Genomic DNA, 19,183 nt, shown 5'->3' on the forward strand with positions numbered 1-19,183 from the left:
CTATTACCAGTCCTTATCTACAGGAACGACCTGGCCTTTGGCCTTCTTCATTTTGTCCTGCAGTTTATTTTCTTCCTGTCCCAAAGCCTGCAATAAGCGTTCCGCTTCCTGTTTGCTCATCTTGCTTGGCTGTGGTTCCGGTTTTTGGTCCTGTTCTTCTTTATTCTTGTTTTTATTCTCTTTGTCCTTGTTCGGATCCTGCTTATTCTGCTGCTGATCCTTATTTTGCTGGTCCTTATTTTGCTGGTCCTGCTGCTTTTTATCTTTATTCTTGTCCTTGTCTTTGTTATCCTTTTTGTCTTTATTGTCTCCGCCGCCGCCCTGCTGTTTCTTCAGCATAGCCTGCGCATAGGCCAGGTTGTAACGGGCCTGTTCGTCGGACGGGTTCAGTTTAAGCGCCTCTTTGTACGCCTTGATGCTTTCTTCCCATTTTTTACTTTCCATGAAGGTATTGCCGATATTATAGCTGGCGTCGGCCTTGCCCTCACGGGTAGGCGCTATTTTGAAGCTGTTGGCATACTGGGAGCGGGCATCGTCGTAGCGTTTCTGCTCATAAAGGGAGTTGCCGAGGTTGTAGCGTCCTTCGACGGACTGCTGGTTTACCTCCAGTGCCTTTTTATAATTGGCTTCCGCATCGGTGTACTGTTTGGCTTTATACAGTTCATTCCCCTTACGGATAAATTTATTGCCTGTCTGAGCGAAGGTGTCCTGGCAGCAGCAAAGGATAAGCCCCGCCATCAATGCCTGGTATGTGAATGTTAGTTTCGTCATGGTTTTTCTGTAGCGGTAACAACAACATCCGCGCGTTTGCGGCGTCTGATTTCAGGAATGAAAAATTCAGCTACAAGCAGTAACAGGCTTATTGCCAGGAAATACTGATAATAGCTGTTGTAGTCCGTAAAGATGTTTTCTCCAAATTCTTTCTGCTCCATGCTATCGATCTTCTGCGTCAGAGAATTGACCACTTCTTCTGTATTATTATCCAGGTGTTCATAGATGCCTTTGCCGGCAGCGGCGATAGACTTCAAGGCATCTTCATTGAGTTTGGAAATAACGATATTACCTTCTTTATCCTTTTTATTGGTACCTGTTTCCGGATCGGGAAGGGGAGAACCGGTAGGGGAACCAATACCGATAGTGTTGATGACAACGCCATCTTCAAAAGCTGCCCGGGCATTGGAGACAGCAGCTTCGTCATGGTCTTCACCATCGGAGATAATGATAAGCGACTTGTGTTTCCTCTCTTTCTTGTTAAAGCCTTCATTGGCCACCTTAATAGCCTGACCAATAGCGGTACCCTGGGTAGGGATCATTTCTGGCCCTACGGTAGTGAGGTACATTTTGGCGGCTGAGTAGTCAATGGTTAGCGGCATTTGCAGGTAGGCATTACCAGCGAAGACAACAAGACCAACTCGGTCGTTATCCAGCTTATCGACCAGTTTGGAAATGAGTTGTTTTGCCCTGGTGAGACGGTCTGGTTTCACATCACCCGCGAGCATACTTTTACTTACGTCGAGCGCGATGATGACGTCTACTCCCTTACGGGTGATCTTTTCCATGCGGCTTCCTTTCTGAATATTGGCAAGTCCTATCACACCGAAGAGGAATGCGAGGAATACCAGGAGGAACCTGAAGGTAAAACGGCGGCGGGAATAGCCGGTAAAGAGTTTCTCTACAAGTACTGGGTCGCCGAGTTTACGAACGGAACGTCGTTTCCACCAGGATATACTGAGGAATGCGAGTTGCAAAACCAGCAGTAATACCAGTGCCCATAAATATTCGCTGTGTTGAAAACGTAACATCATTCAATAAAGATTTCTGCTGCCGGTTTGATCGAAACCCGGCCATAGGGTTCAAATATAATTTTTTTAGTACGTTTTACAGTATTTAGGAATAGGGATTTGGGTTTTTTTTAACGCATATGCTACCAATCAGCTTCTAATCATTGATAAGTGTTACTCGCTTATAGAATGAGGTGTTATGGCTGGTGCAGGTATGACTGGCTGCAATGTCATGATGTTACCCTAAGGGAGCATAGAGAAAAGCATCAGGCTGTTGAATTGACCTATACCTGACACATGAGCTGGAAGTAGTCTGTTAATTGACAAAAGCAAATACTTGTCTTGACTCCTGGTTTATAATGGCTTTATTTAATTGACGGTGTCATATTAATGATATGGCATAAAAAAGACCATAGTTGCGCAGTGGTCTGTTCAACTATGGTCCTGTTAACTGGAGACTGACAATCCGTTGTACGGTTATCATCCGCGTTACCTGATAGGTTGTTATCAGTTTACCTGAAGGTAAGTCATTGATTGACAATGGCATCTATTTCATTCCCTTGAAGTAGCCTGCATCTGTCAGGATATTTCTGAGAATGTTCATACGCACGGTGCGCATGTCGATATCTTTATTTTCTGTTTCCAGGTTGAGGGCGAAGAAGGTAGGGTGGCCGTTTTCTTCGATCCAGCCAACGATCCAGCCGATTGCTTTTTTGCCAGCGAAGCCCATACCGGTTTTGTAGCTCAGTTCATATTCAGGCTTTTTTTCCATCAGCATGATCTGACGAACGTTCTGCATGGTCAGTTTATGGAAAGGCAGCTGATCAAAATATAATTTCTTGACGAAGCCCAGTTCTTCATCCGGAGAGATCTGCAGGGAGTTGTCCAGCCAGAAGGTATCGATCTTGCTGATCTTCATGTTACCGTACTTGATAGAGTCCAGCCATTTCTGCATCACAGGTTGGGTAATGCGGCGGGCTACTTCCTGGAAGTAGGGAACAGATGATACGCGGAAGGCCTGTTGCATGCTAAGGTCATGGTTCCATTCAGGATTTTCTCGGGTAACGCCATCCCAGGGAATAACGGTAGCGCTATCTTTCAGGACACCTGTTTCAAGGCCTACCAGGGAATTGAAGATCTTAAAGGTAGAAGCGGGGAGGAAGCGTTGCTGAGCACGTTCTACATTATATACTTTAAAGGTACCCTGGCTGTTGTTGAACAGCATGAAGCAACCTTCCACCTTATATTCGGCGAAGTATTTTTCCCAGCTTTTTTCGTTTTCAACATTATTCGGTGAGCAGGCATTCGCCAAAAAGGCGATCAGCAGCAGTATCCAGCCAGACTGTTTCATTATGCATTCTTGTTTAGTGGTGCAAAAGTAGATATTTAGTACTACAGGACGAAATGACAAGAGGATGCCAGCTGGCATCCTCCTGCATATCATATATAAAACATGTTATTTTATTACCCCGAGTTCCTTACCTACTTTAGTGAAAGCAGTAATGGCCTTGTCAAGGTGTTCCTGTTCGTGGGCAGCGCTCAACTGAACACGGATACGGGCCTGACCTTTCGGAACGACCGGGAAGAAGAAGCCAATTACGTAAATACCTTCTTTCAGCAGTTTGTCAGCAAATTGCTGGCTGAGCACCGCATCATACAGCATTACCGGAACGATCGGGTGGTCGCCCGGTTTGATATCGAAACCTGCTTCTGTCATTTTGGAACGGAAGTAACGGGTATTATACTCCAGTTTATCGCGCAGGGTAGTGGTAGCGCTCAGCATATCCAGTACGGAGATGGAAGCCCCTACGATGCTTGGTGCAACGGAGTTGGAGAACAGGTAAGGACGGCTACGCTGACGCAGCATGTCAATGATCTCTTTTTTACCACTGGTGAAACCGCCGGAGGCACCACCCAGGGCTTTACCCAGGGTACCAGTAATGATATCAATACGGCCCATTACGTTGCGGTATTCGTGGGTACCACGGCCGGTTTTGCCTAAGAAGCCGGAAGAGTGGCTTTCATCGATCATGACGATAGCGTCATATTTATCGGCCAGGTCACAGATCTTGTCCAGCTGGGCGATCGTACCGTCCATGCTGAATGATCCGTCTGTAACGATGATGCGGCTGCGCAGATGTGCGGACTCCTGGAGTTTAATTTCCAGGTCGGCCATATTATTATGCTCATAACGGTAGCGCTGTGCTTTACAGAGGCGCACACCGTCAATGATAGAGGCATGGTTCAGGGCGTCAGAGATGATTGCATCTTCTTCGCCGAAAAGAGGTTCGAATACGCCACCGTTTGCGTCGAAAGCGGCCGCATACAGGATGGTATCTTCTGTACCCAGGAAGGTGGCGATCTTCTGTTCCAGTTCACGGTGAATATCCTGTGTACCGCAGATGAAGCGTACGCTACTCATACCATATCCGTGGGTATCAATGGCATCTTTGGCCGCTTTTACCACATCAGGGTGGCTGGAAAGGCCCAGGTAGTTGTTCGCACAGAAGTTAACAACGGTATTACCGCCTACCTGTATTTCGGCGCCCTGTTCAGAAGTGATCACTCTTTCATTCTTAAAAAGTCCGGCGGAGCGTATTTCATCCAGTTCTTTTTGGATACGGGCAATGAATTTCTGGTTCATAAGTAGCAGATTTTTGTAACCTGGTCAAAGTTATAGGATTAAATGTATTACGAATCCCGCAGCTATGCCGGCATTTGTCATGGGTTACCAAAAAGTTTGACGAGGGTGTAACATTTGGGGACTGCTCTGCGTCATAGTAATGTCTGCGCCCTGGTCCCGTTTGTAGAGCCAGTGATGACGGGGGACCGGACAATGGCTGAATTTCCGCGCTACTGAAAAGGATGGCTGAGGCTATGCGGGAACTCACTGTCCGGGAGCGCGGGGCGTGTAGAACTGTAACGTACAGGTAAATAATGGGTTGGAACTGAGTAGCAGGATCGCGCATATAAAGTAATTGTCGGACATTAGCACTAAAATCCCGCAACACCCGGATGACGGAAAAGGAGTATAATCAATGCGTGAATCTGTACGCGGACAATCTCTTCCGGTTTATTGTTAAAAATTTAGACCATACTGAGGACGCTAGAGATGTGGTACAGAATGCGTTTGAAATATTGTGGAAGCACTGTAAAGATGTGCCTTTTGAGAAAGGTAAGTCATACCTTTTTACTGTGGCATACCACAATATGATAGACCATGTCCGTAAAGTGAAGCGAATTACGCTGGTGGATGAGTTTAAAGAAGAGACCAAGATTTCTGAACAAAGGATCCACGACGCAAGGAAAGTATTGGAAAAAGCATTGGACCGGCTGACTGATGTCCAGCGTTCCTTGATATTATTGAAAGATTACGAAGGATACAGTTATGAGGAGATAGGAGAGATCATGCAACTGAACCCGTCACAGGTAAAGGTTTATCTGCACAGGGCCAGGTTACATCTGAAACAGTACCTTATTAAGATGGAGAACGTGATCTAGAGAAGATCAGGGGAAACAAGTAATATTGCATTTTAATTATATGTCTTGATTTGGCAGTAAATATCAACATATCAAACTATGAGGAATTCCTGCTCAGCGCCATTGATGGTGAACTGACAGGAGAGGAGATGGTGGCACTTACCGTTTTCATGGACGAACATCCGGAAATACGTAGGGAAATGGAGCTGTTGGAGTCAACCAGGTTACAGCCAGATATGGATGTGAAGTTTGATGCGAAAGATATATTGTACCGTAAAGAAGATACCTTATCCGCGGACAATTACGAACGCTTCCTGCTCGATTATGTTGATAATGAATTAAATGCATCGGATAAAGCTGCGCTGGAAGTATTGGTCCGCCAGCATCCGCATATACAGAAGGAATTAAAACTTTTACAGGCCAGCCGGTTAATGCCCGATCTCTCTGTAACATTTGGAGATAAAACATCGCTGTACAGGAAGGAACGCACAAGGGTACGTCCATTGTGGTGGTGGAGTGCAGCGGCCGCAGTAGTAGCCGGTCTTTCATTCTGGCTTATTCCGGCCCAACGCACCGCTGAACCCGTACAGGTAGCCGTGAATCAGGGCACGGCTACCAATCGCGCAACACCTGCTCCGCAGGCAACCGTTCCGGCAACACCTGCTCCGGTGACGCTGCCATCAGTGGCAGATACAGACGTACCAGCGGTAGCCAGTCAGTCACAGGTCTCCGAAAAAACAGTACGGACACCTGTATCCAGGCCATCTGTTACACCAGCTGGGAACAATGGTCAGTCAGATGCTGCTGCCCTGGCCCGCAACAATGCTGACAGGACCGTAACCCGCCCGGCTTCGGTTACAAACGAATCTAAACAGGAAGAATCTGCTAATACTATACCTGATAACAGGGCCATCGCGCTGTCTAAGCTCCCACAACCGGTATCTACATCCGGTGAAGTGGTGCAACAGCTGCAGCAAAAGACTGATCAACAGGAAAGGATCCTGGCAGAAAATGCGGCTGCAATGACTGATAAGTCAGCCACAATGGCCAGTACGACGAAAGTGAACACTACAATGGCCACTTCCGGCGCCAGTACAGTTGCCGCCCCTGCCAATGTTAAAGGTGAACTGGTCGTAGCGGTGACCATGAACGGCGACAGCAAACTACTGAACGGGGTCGCTAACGTAGCCAGGTTCCTGTCCCGTAAAAAGAAATAATCAGAAAGAATGAATTTTTTTGATATGAAGTGTAAATGTTTACGCTATTTATTGTTACTGCTTATTGTAAGTGTTGGTGTACAAGCCCAGACGCCCGACAGCCTTGTTGAGACATTCCAGATAAAGGGAATGATCATCATGAAAGGAAAAGATGCAAAAGGCAAGCGCATCTTCAGGGTTTACAACGATACCGCTTACGCGCGAGAGCGATTAAAGAAGAACCTGCAAACCAGGTGGTTCGTAGTAGATGTTGGCTTCAACAACTACATCGACCGTAGCGATTACAGCGGAGCCGTAGCATTATCCTATTATGCAGCCCCTAACGGAATATCAGATAGTTATTCTAAATCCTATACCTATTCCGCAGCAGGCCTGAATACACTGGCGCCACGGGGGGGAAGCGCACCACTTACACCTTCGGAGTTCAAGCTGATTACCGGAAAGTCAATCAATGTTAACATTTGGCTGTTCCAGCAAAGGATGAACATCTACAAACACAAAGTGAATCTGATCTACGCCCTGGGAGTTGAAATGAACAACTACCGTTTTGCAAGAAATATCACTTATGTACCCGGATATCCGACTGAGATTATGCGGGATAATGTGAATTTCTCCAAGAACAAGCTGTTCGCCGAATACCTGAGCGTACCATTGATGCTGAACTTCAACAGTAACCCTGCCCGTCCGTCCAGAGCCTTTAAAATGGGTATGGGCGTAATGGGAGGTTATCTTGTGAAGGCACGTACCAAACAAATCAGTCGCGAAAGAGGGAAAGAGAAGAAAGTAGATGAGTTCAACCTGAATAAATGGAAATTAAGCCTTACTGGAGATATCGGGTATGGACCTCTCAAACTTTATGGTAATTTTGCGCTGACTCCGTTACATGATTATGGCCTGGAGCAGTATCCTTTCTCAATCGGGATACGTTTCAATAGCTTTTAACATTTTTTGGGGGATCAAAATCTTAGATGTATGCGTTCTTTTATTGCCTTTCTGGCCTGTACCGGATTTATTGTCTGGGCTCATTCATGTGACAAGAGAATTGTGGGGGTGAAGATCTATGCTAATAAATCGGGAGAGGACTTATTTAATGACGATCGTTATTCGTCCAATGACATGCTGTACAGACACCCTTACCTGTTTGCTAATGCACAGCAACCTGTAGCCCTGGATGCCCTGTTTGTTGATGTTCCGTACGAACATTCCCTGTATTTGTACTCACAAAGATAGGCCACTGCTCATCTTTAAGTTCCATTTAACATTACGCCCGGGGCACATCCGGACATTACCATTATATTTGGTAATGTTTATTTTATTTTCAAAAACCAATTCATGAACCTCATTAAAAAAGCAATCTGTCTATTGCTGCTAGCCTGTTCTATGTCTACAATGGCGGGCGCACAACAAAAGAAGTACGAATGGAAAGAGGGCACATCGGGAGGATATACTTACAAGTATATCGTAAATGATCCTATGAAGGCTCGCTTCTACACACTGAAAAACGGTCTTACTGTCATCCTTTCAGAAAACAAAAAAGACCCACGTATCCAGACCCTGATCGGTACACGCGCGGGTAGTAACAATGATCCGGCTGACCATACTGGGCTGGCGCATTACCTGGAACACCTGTTGTTCAAAGGTACCCAGCAGTACGGTTCCCTGGACTGGTCTAAGGAAAAACCTTACCTGGACCAGATCGAAGGCTTGTATGATACTTATAATCATACCACCGACGCCGGTGCCCGCAAAGCTGTCTATCACAAAATTGACAGCGTTTCAGGTCTGGCTGCAAAGTATGCCATCGCCAACGAGTACGACAAAATGATGTCAGGTATGGGTGCCCAGGGTACCAATGCACATACCTGGGTGGAAGAAACTATTTACGAAGAAGATATCCCTTCTAACGTTGTGGACAAATTCCTGGCTGTACAGGCAGAAAGATTTAAAGACCCGGTATTCCGCCTGTTCCATACAGAGCTGGAAGCGGTGTACGAAGAAAAGAACAGAGGTCTGGACAACGACGGCCGTAAATCTTACGAGCTGATGTTATCGTCCCTGTTCCCTACGCATAACTATGGTCAGCAAAGCACCATCGGCACAGTAGAGCACCTGAAAAATCCGAATCTGAAAGTGATCCGCGATTTCTATAACGCCTATTATGTGCCAGGTAACATGGCGATCGTCATGGCTGGTGATCTGGATGCTGACCAGGTTATCAAACAGATAGACAAAGCCTTCTCTTACATGCAGCCTAAGCCGGTAAAGGAGTATAAAGCGCCGGTGGAGAAACCGATGACTGCTCCTATTGTAAAAGAAGTATTTGGTCCTGATGCAGAGAACGTGATGATCGCGTTCCGTATGCCAGGTGCACTGGATGTGAAATCCACTGTATTACTGTCAGTGATCTCTGAAGTACTGAGTAACGGTAAAGCCGGTTTACTTGACCTTAATATCAATAAGCAGCAGAAAGTCCTGAAATCCGGTGCAAGCGTACTAGGGTGGAAAGACTACTCTGTATTTATGCTGAGCGGCAACGCCAAACAGGGACAGACACTGGAAGAAGTAAAAGATCTGCTACTCGGTCAGCTGGAAATCCTGAAGAAAGGTGAGTTTGACGAATCAATGGTGAAGGCTATTGTGAACAATGCTAAACTGGCTGAACTGACTGGCCTGGAAAGCAACAGCACACGTGCTAACGCTCTGATGGACGGCTTCATCAAGCACAGGGGAAAGAACTGGCAGACAGATGTCTCTTTCGTGGATGACATGGGTAAGGTGACCAAACAGCAGATTGTAGATTTTGCCAATAAATACCTAAATAACAACTATGTACTGCTGTACAAACGTAAAGGTGAAGACAAGAATATCCAGAAAGTAGAGAAACCTGCCATCACGCCTGTAGAGGTAAACCGTGAAGCCCAGTCTGCTTTCCTGAAACAGGTGAATGAAATGCCTGCTACCGGTATCAAGCCGCTGTGGCTGGACTATGATAAAGATATCCAGAAAGGTAAACTGGGTAATGCAGACGTGCTGTATGTGCAAAACAAAGACAATGGTCTTTTCCGTTTGTACTACCGTTTTGAAATGGGTAGCTGGAACAATAAACTGTATCCACTGGCAGCACAGTATCTGCAGTTCCTGGGAACTGACAAGTATACCACTGAGCAGATCAGTAAGGAGTTTTACAACATTGCCTGTAACTTTAACTTGTCAACAGGTACCGATGCGACCACTATCACGATCAGTGGTCTGCAGGAAAACTTTGATAAAGCGGTGGCACTGTTTGAGCACCTGCTGAAAAACTGCCAGCCAAATGAACAGGCACTCGCTGCGCTGAAAGGCCGTATCGGTAAGAGCCGTTCTGATGCTAAGCTGAATAAAGGTAACATCCTGAAAGGGCTGGCAAGCTTCGCTATGTACGGTGACAAGAATCCGTTTAATAATCAGCTGAGCCAGGGCGATCTCGATGGGGTGACTGCACAACAGCTGGTGGACATTTTGCATGATCTGCCTACCTATCAGCATACAGTGATCTACTATGGCCCGCAAACACTGGACGCTGCTATCGCTGATATCAGCAAGCAACACCAGGTGCCGGCATCTCCAAAAGCAATACCTGCTGCTGTGAAATTTGAAAAGATCTCTCAGGATAAAAACCGGGTACTGTTCACCAATTATGACATGGTACAGTCAGAAGTGAACTGGATCAGGAATGCGGGCACCTATAATGCAGAGAACACTGCACTGGTAAGCGTGTTCAACGGTTACTTCGGTGGCAACATGGGTTCTATCGTATTCCAGACTATCCGTGAGTCTAAAGCACTGGCTTATTCTACCTATGCATATTATGCAGCGCCTGAAAAGAAAGACGGTCGCTATTCTGTAGTAGCATACGTGGGCAGCCAGGCCGATAAAATGAACGATGCTGTGAACGGTATGAATGAGCTGCTGAATGATATGCCTCGTTCTGACAAAGGATTTCAAACAGCAAAACAGAGTCTGAAACAGGATATCGAAACTGAGCGTATTACGCAGGACGGTATCATTTTCAGTTATCTGGCAGCGAAGAAACTGGGACTGGATACTGACTACCGTAAAACGGTATACGCACAGATCGACGGTATCACCTACGATAATGTGAAACAGTTCCACGATCAGAACATTGCTAACAAGCCATATACATACTGTATCCTGGCTTCTGAAAAGAAAGTAAATGCTGACGATCTGAAGAAGTATGGCGACGTAAAAGTTGTTACACTGGAAGAGATTTTCGGTTACTAATGTTATAGCGGTTCAGCCGTCATAAAAAGAACCATCCGGGGTCCATTCAGCGCTCATCTGAATGGAAATTCCGGATGGTTCTTTATTTTTGCGGTCTAAATTTTTAGTGGCTGCAATAATGAATTGACAGTCAACGTTAACTAATCTGGAAAATCCCTGTGACAATGAATCGCTATTGCTTGTTGATGCTCCTGGTGCTGACTGTGACCGTATCAGGATTTACTTTTAAGAACGGTGACGAAGACCATTTATATACCGTTAAAATACACCCGGGGGATATTGATCCGAACAAGGTATTTCTGCTGATAGATAAGAGCGATTACCGGATGTATTTGTACGAAGATGTAAAGTTGAGAAAGATCTATAAAGTGGTCTTTGGCAATCCCGATCAGTCCGACAAACGTCAGGAGGGAGATCGTCTGACTCCTGAAGGTACTTTCCATATACTTAGTAAAAGATTAGATAAGTCCTGGAACCGTTTTATGTTGCTGGACTATCCCAATGAAGATTCCTGGAATAAATTCTATGATCTGCAGGACGCTGGTAAGTTGCCTAAAACAGCAACGCCTGGTGGCGGTATTGGTATCCATGGCGTGGAGTGGAATTCCGGTATCAGGGATAACTATGTTGAAGGTCGTATTAACTGGACATTGGGCTGTATCAGTATGAAGAACAACGATGTCAGTGAACTTTATGAAATTATCAAAGTAGGAACGCCTGTTGTGATAAGGAAATAATATTGGCTGTTATCGCAGCACACACACCCCTGTATTGCACATTGCAGTGCGCATATTTACCTTTATTGTAAGAAACGCATTTGAAGATCTTACATGCTATTCATGATTAAACACAGTGCCACTATAGTCTTTAACCCGGAGCATTGTAGTGATGGCAGGCAATAGTCTGTTATCATGAACTATCATAAAGGCGGGTATTGGTCTTGTGAAGCACACTTCATTCGGGTGGAGTGTGCTTTTTTTTGCTTGTTACTGAAGGAATGACTTTACAGCAGCCTTCCATTTTTCACCTTCATTTCTGCAGAATGACTGATGTCCTGATCGCTCAAAAGTGACCAGGCGTTTCTGACTGGTACCCAGTTGACGGAAAACAGTTTTAGTCTCCTGCTGTGTTACACGGTTATCATGTTTTCCCCAGCACATCAAAGCCGGCATCTTAATCTGTTTTCCATAATCTGCCGGATTATGACTGAATCCCCAGAAACCATTTTCGATACCTCCCCAGAAAGTCAGGATTTCAGATAGTGGAGACCCTGGCAGATGTACAGCACGCATCCTGCTTTTTACAGCGTCTGTCAGTGTTGCAAAAGGACATTCGAGTATCACTTTATCTGGTTGCAGATGATAGGTAGGAACTGCACGAAGAATAGCGGCCGCCCCCATGCTGACGCCCCAGAGGATAATGTGTTTTTCATCTTTTTGCTGTACGAAGTTGTAGGCCAGCAGGACATCTTCCGCTTCTTTGTAACCAACAGTGCAAACATTCCCCTCGCTATTGCCGTGTGCGCGGAAATCCATTAGCAATGTATTATAGCCCAGTTGGCGGAAATAGGCTGCCTCGGGAATAGGGCCGTCTTTGCCGCCGTTGTAACCATGGAACAGGATAACAGTACCCTTCGCATTCGCGAGGGGCATCCACCAGCCTTCAAGTTGGAGTCCATTGGATGTTTGCAGATGGATCGTTTCGTAGGGAACTTCAGGTTTATTACTGATCGTTGATTTAGAAAGCCGTACACCAAACAGTACCATCTTCGCTTTTTCTCCAGCGTTCATTTGTTCCGGGCGTTGGTGTTTATTATGAAATGTACCCGCGTCATAAAAGTGAGTGAATTTCCAGGCATGGAAGGCCGCTACAATATTCAGCAATAGGAAGAGTACAAGGATAATGCGAAGGGCGCGTTTGAGAAACTTCATGTAGTAAAAGTAAATAAAAAGCGGATGCTCCTAAAGGACATCCGCTTTTGTTATTTATGAGCAGTGCGATTAGTTGTAGCCTGCGTTTTGTGTCATGTTTGGATAGTTATTAAGATAGTTGGCGGGGATGGGCATCAGGTTATGATGATCTTTGTATCCTTTGCTACCCAGCACCTCTTTGGCCTGATTAGTCAGTACAAGGAATGCATAACGGAAACCTTCACGATATAATTCCTCTTTGTATAGCGTGCCGAGTTCAGCTATCGCTTCATCCATGTTCTTTGGATAAATAGCTGCTTTTTTGCTACGTGCACGAATAGCATTGATAACACTGGTAGAACCGTCAAGGTCATTCATCATTACCTTGCCATAACCACTTAACAGCAATGTTTCTGTGTAGCGGATTATCGGGCAGAAATTGACTTTGTTATTACCACGAACAAAATATGTTTTAAACGGCTCGTATAAATTTCTTGAAATGTTCCATATCACCTCACTATTAGCAGGGGAGTCAAATATGGCAGCGGGATCAGCCAGGGAGAAGCCTTTCGAACTGATGACAGCATTAGTATGCTCGATCAGTGCCTCTATGTCACTTTCCTGAAATGCCAGTCGTGCGAGTAACATATGTGCAGTATAACTAGTGATCTGCCATTGCTTTTCTGATGAATTTACAGCAGGAAGTGCGGGCAATGCATCGGTGAGTTCTTTTTTGATGTAGGCTCTGGTGTCCTGCAGTGATTTACGCGTTAGATCCGGATTGACAATTCTGCCATCAATGGTGGGGATACCACCAAAATACGTTTGGAGGGTCAGGTAGATATACGCACGTAAAGCTTTGATCTGGGCAGTTGTCTCCGGATATTTAACCTGCATTCTGTCAAGGCTGATCTGCAGTGTATTCAGGCGCGTGATATTGTAATACGATGATACCCAAACATTACTGATCTGGCTATTATAAGCATTAAAAGTAAAGTTGTCGAGCTCGCACCAGTCAGGCAGATTGCTACAGTCAGCATCGTCACTTAGCATGCCATCCAGTATATTAATTATTTGGGTGACTGAATTAATATTTGTGGCTGTATATGACAGTTCGGATTCTATTTCAGATAGAAGCTTATATAAAGTGCTTTCATAATTGGATTTGAATCCGATGATAACCGAGTGTTCAATCGATGCTCCTTCCTGGAGTGCCACACTGTCGAACGGAGCTTCAGCCACATCATTCCCATTGATTATCATGTCCATGTTCAAATCTTTGAAACGGAAGTCGCCGGGGTGCGCGCCTGCCTGAAACGGTGTTTCAGGAGCAGTTATTTCTTTTTCTGTCTGGAAAAGAGAGTCAGCCACCATTGTATGTCCTTTGCCATCGTCCCAGGTATTTGTTTTGTCACCGTCAAATGCAACAATGTAGTAGGTACCAGGAGCCGCTGATTTAAATTCGGCAACACCAAAGATGTTGACTTTGGCAGTATAGGCTGGTTTTTTATTCAGGTAGTCTTTGCGGGTGGAGAATAACTGGACAGTGGCCTGTTGTGATTCAGTGCCTTTGGGCATTCCGGGGTACCATTTTGCACCATCCCATACGGTGATACGCAATGACGAGGTGGCGGGCGCTACAGGTTCTTCTTTGTCTTTTTTACAGGCAAACAAGCCGCATAGCAATACAGGGAACAGTAATTTTTTCATGGGTAAAATTTTGTACGTCGTACAATGGTATGGTATATCAGGTTTAATTGATTACTACTTTATCACATGGGTTACGTCATCACATGACGTGTTGGGCATCTCGGTTTCCGTGGTGCAAGAATACAAAAAAAGGGCTGAAACATTCAGCCCTTTAGATAATATGAGTGTTAGTACGTGTTAAAATTTGTTAAAGTCTGCCTCTCTTGATCTCCTCTACAACAACAGGATCGAGCAGGGTAGAAATATCACCCAGGTTGTCCAGTTCTCCTTCAGCGATCTTACGGAGGATACGGCGCATGATCTTACCGGAACGTGTTTTTGGTAATCCACTTACAAACTGGATCTTATCCGGTTTGGCTATCGGGCCAATGATCCGGGAAACCGTTTGCAGGATATCTTTTTTGGTCAGTTCAGGATCATGCGTCTGTCTTTCGGTGATGACATATGCATAAATGCCTTGCCCTTTGATGTCGTGCGGATAACCCACTACAGCACTTTCGACTACGCCGGCGTGCATGTTAATGGCGTTTTCTACTTCAGCAGTACCGATACGGTGGCCGCTCACGTTGAGTACATCATCTACGCGGCCAGTGATGCGGTAGTAACCGTCTTCATCCCGGAGACAGCCGTCGCCGGTGAAGTAGAGGTTCTCGTAGGTGGCGAAGTAGGTGGTACGGCAACGTTCATGATCGCCATAGGTAGTACGCAGCATACCTGGCCATGGGAATTTTATACAGAGGTTGCCATTCACATTATTACCAGTTACTTCTTTACCTGTTTCATCCACCAGTATTGGTTGAATACCTGGCAGTGGGAGCGTGGCGTATCCTGGTTTCTCTTTGGTGATGCCGGCAATGGGTGTGATCATGATACCACCGGTTTCTGTTTGCCACCAGGTATCGACAATCGGACAGCGTCCTTTACCAATATGATCTTTGAACCAGTGCCATGCTTCTTCGTTGATAGGTTCACCAACGCTACCCAGTTTTCTGAGCGAGCTGAGATCTTTATGATTAACAGGCCCGAGACCGTATCCCATCAGGCTGCGGATAGCGGTAGGTGCTGTATAAAGAATATTTACCCGGAATTTGTCTACGATAGACCATAAGCGGCCTGCATCAGGATAGGTAGGTACCCCTTCAAACATCAGGGTGGTAGCGCCTGCACTGAGTGGACCATATATAATATAGCTATGACCAGTGATCCAGCCTACGTCAGCGGTACAGAAGTACACTTCACCCGGCTGATACTGGAAGGTATTGACAAAAGTGTAGTTGGCATATACCATGTAACCACCAACGGTGTGTACAACACCTTTAGGTTTACCCGTAGAGCCGGAAGTATACAGGATGAAGAGCATGTCTTCTGCATCCATTTCCTCAGCAGGGCAGGGCGGGTTACCCATGGTTTCGACTTGTTTGATCTCATCTTCCCACCACAGGTCGCGACCTTTGATCATGCTGACAGGCGTGCGGGTACGCGTACACACGATCACTTTTTTGACGGAAGGGCATCCGATCAGGGCGTCATCAATTACTGATTTGAGCGGAATATCTTTGTTACCACGGAACGCACCATCGCACGTAATGACAAGGCTGGCCTGTGCATCCTGGATCCTGTCGGCGATAGATTGCGCACTGAAGCCACCAAAAACAACAGAGTGGATGGCACCGATACGGGCGCAGGCAAGTACTGCGATGGCCAGTTCGGGGATCATACCCATATATATACAAACGCGGTCTCCTTTTTTTACGCCATTATTCTTCAGCACATTGGCGAACTGACATACTTTATTATAAAGGTCACGGTAAGTAATAACGCGATGGCGTTCTTCAGGATCGTTAGGTTCCCATATGATGGCAGGCGTGTTGCCAAGCGTGCCGAGGTGACGGTCGAGGCAGTTTTCGGTAATATTGAGTTTCCCGCCTGTGAACCATTTTACATCCGGATCTTTGAAGTTCCAATCCAGTACCTTATCCCATTTACGTCGCCAGTAGAAGTGATCTGCCACGTTTGCCCAAAAGCCTTCCGGGTCGATTACGCTCTGCTGGTACTGCTGTTGATAATCCTCTAAACTCTTGATCTGATACGGATAAGCCATAGCTGCAATCAGTTTTTATTGTTCAATGTAAATAACGTGTTAGCAATCTGCAGCTTAAATTTAGTAAAAATGGGCAATAGTCAATAACAAACCTGTATATGTCCTGAATAGTGAAAGATGGGGCCAGGGATTGAGTTTTTCAGCTGGTCCGGGAGGGGCCCGGGTTAGCATCTAAAGCGCGCATAGGTCATGAGTGTACAGGTGTTTAATTAGTTTTTAGCTGGTTTTTTCCTGTATTTCTCGCAGTATTCCCAGAAACCCTGGAACACTTCATCGAGGACGGCAATGATCTTTTCTTTTTCTGCATTGCTCAGATTGGGAGTAACTCTTTCTTTCTCAAGACCGCCTACTTTGACCGCGTTTCGCATTTTACGGTAGAAAGTAGGAATACTCCAGGAACATTCTTCGCAAACACGCTCACGGAAATAGATCGGAAGATTGATCATTCTGGAATGCACATCCTGTAACAAATTGATTGGTTGGGTTGTGGAAGGCATTGTTTTTTTCATGTTGAAAGTTTTTGATTTAATATGATAATGATTAATTGAGAGCGTCTTACTACTATAATAATAATGATTGCGATGTAAGCAAATCTATTTATAAAAAATTTATTATAGCCATTTTTATAGAAATATTTTTTCAAGTGGTGGGGTGTTCACAATCAATTGTTAAATAAACTGTTATGTACGTTTGTCGCACCCGTGTTGCACCATATTTCATTGCTTTACATTGAAACACAATGTATACTGAATTGTTATTCGGAAAAAGTGTTTTTATTGATATTATCACACTGATAACTATATTGTCTATATGAATTTTCAATTATGACAATGAAATGGAAATAATTATTATATTGTATGAATTACACACCAGCGCAAACCACTGTCAGTAAAATATAGAATACATGTCCAGGTTAATCCACATGGGCCAGCGCCTGAAACAAATATTAAAGCAGAAGAAAGTTAAAATAGTCGACTTCGCAGATATGGCTGGTTTCACTAACCAGATTGCACATTATCATCTGCGCAAGAGTGATATGAAGCGTAGCACCCTTGAAAAATTCTGTGAGATCATCGGTATTACACCGGAAGAATTCTACGAATGGAACAGTGTTCCCTCCGCCAATGGAGAAAAAAGTACGGAAACGGCTGTGCTGCATCATGGCGAACGGCTAATGGAGCTCATAGGAGAGCGGGGGCTCAACAAGACCCGGTTAGCAAAACGTCTGGGAATGAGCCGGCGAACAATGTACAACCTGTTCGAGAAAGATGTCTTTGGTACCGAAGAACTTGACAGGGTAGTCAGGGCTCTGGAAATGACGGCAACAGGCTTCCTGCATCCGGGCGTACTGGAAGATGCCCGTCAGGCGGAAAACGATGAAATGCTGGCGTTAAGAGAAAAGTACTACAAGTTGTTAGAGGAGCACAACATGTTACTGAAAAGCTATTCATCCCTGAAAGAAGGTCTTGAAACTGCTAAAAAGGACATCTTACAGTTACGTAAACAGGCACGTTCCAAAAAAGGCTGATATAGCAGAAGAGCACTAACTAACGACACACCATAACAATATTCCACAATTGTTCAACCCATACCTTCCGGACCTTGATCCCAAGGGTTTTAATGAATAATAAAATTGTTATAGTTTTACGTGTATTACTATTATGATAACATGTTTATCATAAATACTTCTTTTAATGAATTATCTGCCGAATGCATTTGATCCCCCTGTGTGGTACCTTGTAATGCCCGTCTCCGGTGCTACGGGAGAAGTATTTACCAGGAAAAGGTATGCTGATATGGTGGCAGCTAAGCTGAACAGCGATCAGCATAATGCACTCATAAGAGTGGAGGATTATACATTCCTGCCCTCGGCCATTCACCTCATGATACGCGAAGGCGCACTCTCTCTCGATCTATGGTGGCAGCCGTTTATGAATGCTGTGCTGAAAGATGTCAATCACCTGCAGCCGGAAGAGCAACTGTCCTGGGGGCAGTTTACTTCCGAACGCATTACTGATGCGGATGCTTTCGAGCACAGGTCCTATGAGCTGCTGTTCCTTCCAGTATGGAAAGGACTGGCCACAGATCCCGAAGGGTACGCCTATAATAGTGTCAATAACAAGGCGAAGATCGACCTATAGTAATATACCGGCTACTTCCTGCCAGGTGTCAACCCGCCTGAAATCAGTCACATGTACATTGTGTGGTGCGGTGAACATCAGTCCCTGTCCCTTGAAAGGCTGCAGGTTCTTCACATGATCGTCAATCATATAATCTGCCTGGACAATCGACTTTGAACCACAGAATACGATATTTTGCCAGGAAATAAATGGAAAGTGCTCGCCCAGCCACTCCAGTTTCTCTCCCAGTGAAGGCGGAAACTCCATCGCTGCTGATACAATAAATACCTCATGTTTGTCCTGTAACGCCCGGATCACTTCCTGGCTATCCTTAATTACTGGTTTGGTTCTGAAGAAGCCCGGCTCAAATAGAAAGCTTCTCATTACTTCCCTATCGTGTGGAAAACCTGTCGCTTCCGGTAAACCGTATAGGGTGGCTTTGTCTACCTCTACGCCATAGCGTTGCGTATACCAGTCGATCATCTGCTGCGTGGTATCTGCCATAACGCCGTCCATGTCTATCGCAATTCTTGCCATATTATGCTGTTTTTTGCAAAGTTATGCATTATAACACGAATATGTA

The 19,183-nt window shown here is 45.3% G+C and carries 17 protein-coding genes; 8 read left to right on the top strand and 9 right to left on the bottom strand.

The window, feature by feature from the left end; genetic code table 11:
• Window positions 1-3: 3 nt before the first annotated feature.
• The 4 genes from GWR21_RS20110 to kbl all read right to left on the bottom strand — a co-directional run bounded on the left by GWR21_RS20110 (window position 4) and on the right by kbl (window position 4,425).
• On the bottom strand, window positions 4-771 hold the full coding sequence (locus GWR21_RS20110; RefSeq protein ID WP_202928968.1) for a tetratricopeptide repeat protein: 768 nt from the start codon (window positions 769-771) through the stop codon (window positions 4-6).
• On the bottom strand, window positions 768-1,805 hold the full coding sequence (locus tag GWR21_RS20115; protein WP_162333480.1) for a VWA domain-containing protein: 1,038 nt from the start codon (window positions 1,803-1,805) through the stop codon (window positions 768-770). Before GWR21_RS20115 ends, GWR21_RS20110 begins: the two co-directional genes overlap by 4 nt.
• A 523-nt stretch (window positions 1,806-2,328) precedes the next feature.
• Window positions 2,329-3,132, bottom strand: coding sequence for a class D beta-lactamase (gene blaOXA, locus GWR21_RS20120; protein WP_162333481.1), 804 nt, complete (start codon window positions 3,130-3,132; stop codon window positions 2,329-2,331).
• 105 nt (window positions 3,133-3,237) lie between these two features.
• Window positions 3,238-4,425 (bottom strand): glycine C-acetyltransferase, encoded by a 1,188-nt coding sequence (kbl, locus tag GWR21_RS20125; protein WP_162333482.1) that lies wholly within the window; start codon window positions 4,423-4,425, stop codon window positions 3,238-3,240.
• 371 nt (window positions 4,426-4,796) lie between these two features.
• Here kbl and GWR21_RS20130 point away from each other — a divergent pair, with 371 nt between their 5' ends.
• From GWR21_RS20130 to GWR21_RS20155, 6 genes are all read left to right on the top strand, one after another.
• On the top strand, window positions 4,797-5,282 hold the full coding sequence (locus tag GWR21_RS20130; RefSeq protein ID WP_162333483.1) for an RNA polymerase sigma factor: 486 nt from the start codon (window positions 4,797-4,799) through the stop codon (window positions 5,280-5,282).
• 50 nt (window positions 5,283-5,332) lie between these two features.
• Window positions 5,333-6,478, top strand: a complete 1,146-nt coding sequence (locus GWR21_RS20135) for a RodZ family helix-turn-helix domain-containing protein (RefSeq protein ID WP_162333484.1) — start codon at window positions 5,333-5,335, stop codon at window positions 6,476-6,478.
• Between the two features lie 24 nt (window positions 6,479-6,502).
• Window positions 6,503-7,420: an outer membrane beta-barrel protein gene (locus GWR21_RS20140; RefSeq protein ID WP_162333485.1), complete on the top strand. Its 918-nt coding sequence runs from the start codon at window positions 6,503-6,505 to the stop codon at window positions 7,418-7,420.
• Between the two features lie 30 nt (window positions 7,421-7,450).
• Window positions 7,451-7,708 carry a hypothetical protein gene (locus GWR21_RS20145; RefSeq protein WP_162333486.1) on the top strand — a complete coding sequence of 86 codons (258 nt, stop codon included), beginning with the start codon at window positions 7,451-7,453 and terminating at the stop codon, window positions 7,706-7,708.
• Window positions 7,709-7,810: 102 nt separating this feature from the next.
• Complete coding sequence (locus tag GWR21_RS20150) at window positions 7,811-10,759, top strand: M16 family metallopeptidase (protein ID WP_162333487.1); 2,949 nt, start codon at window positions 7,811-7,813, stop codon at window positions 10,757-10,759.
• A 164-nt stretch (window positions 10,760-10,923) separates the two neighbouring features.
• Window positions 10,924-11,496 (top strand): L,D-transpeptidase family protein, encoded by a 573-nt coding sequence (locus GWR21_RS20155; RefSeq protein ID WP_162333488.1) that lies wholly within the window; start codon window positions 10,924-10,926, stop codon window positions 11,494-11,496.
• A 249-nt stretch (window positions 11,497-11,745) separates the two neighbouring features.
• On the opposite strand, the gene GWR21_RS20160 is transcribed toward GWR21_RS20155, so the two are convergent.
• From GWR21_RS20160 to GWR21_RS20175, 4 genes are all read right to left on the bottom strand, one after another.
• Complete coding sequence (locus tag GWR21_RS20160; protein ID WP_162333489.1) at window positions 11,746-12,690, bottom strand: alpha/beta hydrolase; 945 nt, start codon at window positions 12,688-12,690, stop codon at window positions 11,746-11,748.
• Between the two features lie 69 nt (window positions 12,691-12,759).
• Window positions 12,760-14,379, bottom strand: coding sequence for a RagB/SusD family nutrient uptake outer membrane protein (locus GWR21_RS20165; protein WP_162333490.1), 1,620 nt, complete (start codon window positions 14,377-14,379; stop codon window positions 12,760-12,762).
• A 187-nt stretch (window positions 14,380-14,566) separates the two neighbouring features.
• Window positions 14,567-16,480, bottom strand: coding sequence for an acetate--CoA ligase (acs, locus tag GWR21_RS20170; protein WP_162333491.1), 1,914 nt, complete (start codon window positions 16,478-16,480; stop codon window positions 14,567-14,569).
• A 209-nt stretch (window positions 16,481-16,689) separates the two neighbouring features.
• Window positions 16,690-16,989: a hypothetical protein gene (locus GWR21_RS20175; RefSeq protein ID WP_162333492.1), complete on the bottom strand. Its 300-nt coding sequence runs from the start codon at window positions 16,987-16,989 to the stop codon at window positions 16,690-16,692.
• A 395-nt stretch (window positions 16,990-17,384) separates the two neighbouring features.
• Between GWR21_RS20175 and GWR21_RS20180 the strand changes: the two genes are divergently transcribed.
• Together GWR21_RS20180 and GWR21_RS20185 are read left to right on the top strand one after the other, a co-directional pair.
• Window positions 17,385-18,008, top strand: coding sequence for a helix-turn-helix transcriptional regulator (locus tag GWR21_RS20180; protein WP_162333493.1), 624 nt, complete (start codon window positions 17,385-17,387; stop codon window positions 18,006-18,008).
• A 166-nt stretch (window positions 18,009-18,174) separates the two neighbouring features.
• Window positions 18,175-18,621: a hypothetical protein gene (locus GWR21_RS20185; RefSeq protein ID WP_162333494.1), complete on the top strand. Its 447-nt coding sequence runs from the start codon at window positions 18,175-18,177 to the stop codon at window positions 18,619-18,621.
• Here GWR21_RS20185 and GWR21_RS20190 read toward each other — a convergent pair.
• Window positions 18,616-19,137, bottom strand: coding sequence for a 5' nucleotidase, NT5C type (locus GWR21_RS20190; RefSeq protein WP_162333495.1), 522 nt, complete (start codon window positions 19,135-19,137; stop codon window positions 18,616-18,618). The two genes, GWR21_RS20185 and GWR21_RS20190, sit on opposite strands and share 6 nt — an antisense overlap.
• Window positions 19,138-19,183 lie beyond the last annotated feature (46 nt).

Origin of the sequence: Chitinophaga agri, from assembly GCF_010093065.1 — a bacterium.
Lineage (GTDB): Bacteria > Bacteroidota > Bacteroidia > Chitinophagales > Chitinophagaceae > Chitinophaga > Chitinophaga agri.